This is a genomic window from Pseudomonas sp. AC229 (assembly GCF_979254655.1).
This window is the reverse complement of record NZ_CEEDHK010000071.1, coordinates 1-257: the sequence shown is the minus strand read 5'-3', so window position 1 is coordinate 257 and position 257 is coordinate 1. Positions and strand designations below refer to the sequence as shown.

The window sequence follows — 257 nt, the reverse complement described above, 5'->3', positions numbered from 1 at the left end:
ATCTAAAACTGTTTAACTTAGATAAAGCAGCACTGCTGCAGCTCGTTGCCAGTGTCGAGCGTCATGCGAATCACCCGCTTGCGACCACGCTAGTGAACTATGCTGAATCTTACAATAAACAGACTGATACGCCTCAAAGTCCAGCGGCATTTACCATAAGCCATGTGGAGACAGTGCTCGGGCAGGGGATACAGGCACAGGTAGCAACTATTGGGCGGGTGAAAATCGGCACGCCAAGTTTTGCCAATCTTCAGTTG

General features: G+C 49.4%; 1 protein-coding gene. It reads left to right on the top strand.

Annotated features, from left to right (window positions below):
• Nucleotides 1–257, top strand: a 257-nt coding sequence (locus AC0IW7_RS24885; protein ID WP_471821517.1) for a hypothetical protein, incomplete at both ends; no start/stop codon positions are given.